Annotated in this window: 3 protein-coding genes; all 3 read right to left on the bottom strand. The window is 36.2% G+C overall.

All coding sequences use genetic code 11. The annotated features are described in order from the left end of the window. Nucleotides 1-153 precede the first annotated feature (153 nt). The 3 genes from KI356_RS23245 to KI356_RS23235 are packed head-to-tail and all read right to left on the bottom strand — an operon-like array spanning nucleotide 154 to nucleotide 3,135. On the bottom strand, nucleotides 154-1,062 hold the full coding sequence (locus KI356_RS23245; protein ID WP_128282335.1) for an iron-hydroxamate ABC transporter substrate-binding protein: 909 nt from the start codon (nucleotides 1,060-1,062) through the stop codon (nucleotides 154-156). 21 nt (nucleotides 1,063-1,083) lie between these two features. Continuing rightward, nucleotides 1,084-2,100 carry a FecCD family ABC transporter permease gene (locus KI356_RS23240; RefSeq protein ID WP_071771954.1) on the bottom strand — a complete coding sequence of 339 codons (1,017 nt, stop codon included), beginning with the start codon at nucleotides 2,098-2,100 and terminating at the stop codon, nucleotides 1,084-1,086. After that, nucleotides 2,101-3,135: a FecCD family ABC transporter permease gene (locus tag KI356_RS23235; RefSeq protein ID WP_212936591.1), complete on the bottom strand. Its 1,035-nt coding sequence runs from the start codon at nucleotides 3,133-3,135 to the stop codon at nucleotides 2,101-2,103. Between the last annotated feature and the right edge of the window lie 262 nt (nucleotides 3,136-3,397).

The raw sequence follows: 3,397 nt of genomic DNA, 5'->3' as shown, positions 1-3,397 counted from the left end.
ATATACTGCTTTTTTAATGGGATACTTACAATAAGCGCTGACATTGGCACATCTCCCTTGCATTGAATTAACTTCATTGTATATTTTTTTATTTATTCTAACAATAAAAAGGCCCTCCAAATTTAGAGGGCCTTTCCTAATAGCAAAACTGTATTATTTCGTAAACATTTTCTCCGCTTCATCCATCGCCATTTTATTTCCTAAAGCAGAATAGTCAAGCCATGGTTGGTCATTAATAATGTATACGTGCTTACCTTTAACAGCTTTTAAGTCTTTCCAAATTGGTGTTTCTTGAAGTTGTTTAAATGCTGCTTTTGCTTTATCGTCTCTATTTACAACAACGAAAATAGCATCTGCATCAAAGTCAGGTAATACTTCTTGTGAAATGACTTCGAAAGGACGGTTCCCATCAATTTTCTCTACACCATTTGCAGGTTGTAATCCTAAGTCTTGGAACAAAATTGGTCCCATCGGTCTGTTCGTACTAAATACACGTAATTCTTTTGCAGTAACACGAATTGCCATTACTTTTTCATTATTACCTAACTCTTTATCTATTAAACTTTTCACTCGTTTTGTCTGCTCTTCGTAATCTTGAATATACTTTTCCGCTTCTTTCTCACGGTTTACAAGTTTACCTACTTCTTTTAAATGATCTCTCCACGTACCTTCATCCAAATTAAAAGAATGTGTTGTTGCAATTTTTTCGTATTTCGCTAAATCTTTGCCAGCATATTTTTCATCAACATAAATTTCAGTTGGCTTTAATTGAAGTAATGCTTCCATGTTTGGATCTGTTACAACGCCTAGTTTCTTCGTATCTTTCAACTGCTCTTTTGCGTGCGGTAAGAAATCTTTTAAATCTCCACCAATAACAGAACCTACTGGTGTAATTCCTAAAGCAAGTAAATCATTTGTTAAGTGAATAGACATTGAAGCAATTTTTGGATCATTACTTTTTTCCGTTTTTTTAGTTGCCTCTTCATTAGGTTTCGATTGACCACATGCTGCTAATACTAAAATACACATAATGCTAAATAAAATGGAAAGTTTCTTTTTCATATGTTCTCCTCTTTGAAGTATTTATTTTGTTTTTGTAAGTAAATAAAGAAAATACGGCGCTCCTAAAGCCGCTACTACTACACCAGCTGGAATAGAGTTTGGCTCGAATACAGAACGACCTATCGTATCTGCGAGTACTAAAATAATCATTCCAATAATGCCAGCTAACGGAAGGAAGTGCTGATATGTACTACCTACTAACTTCCTTGCAATATGCGGAGAAACTAAGCCGATAAAGCCAATTCCCCCTGCCATTGATACACTTGCACAAGACAATCCTACCGCTGTAGCTAAAAGCAGTAGCCGTTCTTTTTGAACAGATACACCAAGTCCTGCTGCTACACTATCACCTAGTGACAGTGCATTTAACGTTTTAGATTTCAGCCATGCGTACGGAGTGAGTATCAAAATCCAAGGTAATAATGCTAGGACATGAATCCAATCTCTTCCCCACACGTTACCAACTAACCATCTAGAAGCGAATGTATACGTCTCATCATTTAACTTGAGCGAGAAAAATAATGAAAGTGCACTAAAACCAGCTGAAACTGCAATACCAACAAGAATAAGTCTAATAGGAAGTAAACCTTTTGACCGATCACTCGCAAGCAAAACAATAAGAAATGCAGCTAACACTCCTCCGCCAAATGTAAATAACGGTATTAAAATCGATGCACTCTCGTTAATAGAATGAAAGAGAGTAACGAATACAATAAGCCCGAAAGATGCACCCGAATGTAATCCGAGAATACCGGGATCTGCGAGTGCATTACGAGATAGCCCTTGCAAAATCGCACCGGAAACCCCAAGGCCAATTCCTGCTAACATTGTAATAATTATTCTTGGCATACGATAATCGTACAACACTGTCGCACTCTCAAAATCACCATAACCAAAAAGCGTTTGAATTACTTTGAGCGGTGCGATGCTCAGCGTCCCCGTATTTAAGCTAATCAAAATTACAGCGATACTTATACATCCGAAAATTGTAGTTACAGTAATAGCTCTCTTTTTATCCGTGTTAAAAAGATCCTTCACTTATAGCTCCCTCCCAACTTTACGTGCTATATAAAGGAAGAACGGAACTCCAACAAGAGCTACCATAATTCCTATCGCAAGTTCTTTAGGAGGATTTACTGTTCTTGCCCCTAAATCAGCTAATACCAATAACATAGCTCCTAATAATGCTGACATAGGAATAATAAGCCGATAATTAACACCAACTAATTTTCTAGCAATATGCGGAATGACTAGTCCTACAAATCCAATAGAACCAACAGCTGAAACAGAAACACCTGCAAGAATGACTACTATAATCATCCCAAGTATTCTCGTTCGGTTCGTTTTCACACCTAAATTTGTAGCAACATCATCCCCCATTGATATGAGTGAAATAGATCGCCCTAGCACTGTCGCAAAAACAATCGTTATGAGAATAATAGGCACTAAAAATTTCAAGTGTTCCCACTTAACCCCCGCAACACCACCAGCAAACCAAAACGCTAAATCTTGGCTTAAATCATAATAAATTGCAATACCTGAGCTTAATGAGTGTAAAAGCGCTGCCATAACTGCTCCAGCAATCGTTAACCTCATCGGTGTTAACCCTCCTGATGTTGCCGATCCGATAATAAAAATGAGTACGGTACTTAAAACTGCTCCAATAAAAGAAACAATCATTAAGTAGGAATACGGCATATGCGGGAAAAAAGCAAAACTAAGTGCTACTACAAACATCGCACCCGCATTTATTCCGAGCACACCTGCATCAGCTAAAGGATTTCGTGTTACCCCTTGCATCACAGCCCCAGCGACTGCAAAAGCAGCACCTACAACTGCCGCGCCAATCACCCTTGGAAGTCTTAGCTCATAAATAATTTGATGCTGCGTTAATTTCGGATTGTAATCAAAAACCGCTGCCCACACCGTTTGCAAATGAATATCCTTTGCACCGAATGCAACAGCTAAAAATATAGACCCCATTAAGCATAAAATTGTTAAGCTCATGAAAGAAATGAACTTAATATGTATCCAGCGATTATTGCCAGCATGTACAGTAGACTTATGTAACATGTTTCATTTCATCCTTTATATTCAGTTGTTTTTTATAATTATTTTTTATTTATAATCATTATTGATAATAATTATCATTTTCATTTAGATATTATATCCCCACTTTTTTTAAATAGCAAACTATTTTTTTTACTTTGTTAAATATTAAAATACTTATTACAATTCCCTTCTAAAACTTACAAATACATGCAAAATAGACTACTGTTTTATTTTTTAAATTGTAGTATACTTAGTCATTATTTTGATTTTTCTAATAAATATA

Origin of the sequence: Bacillus hominis, from assembly GCF_018332515.1 — a bacterium.
GTDB classification, from domain to species: Bacteria; Bacillota; Bacilli; order Bacillales; family Bacillaceae_G; genus Bacillus_A; species Bacillus_A hominis.
The sequence above is the reverse complement of the archived record's forward strand: the minus strand, read 5'-3'. Positions and strand labels throughout refer to the sequence as shown.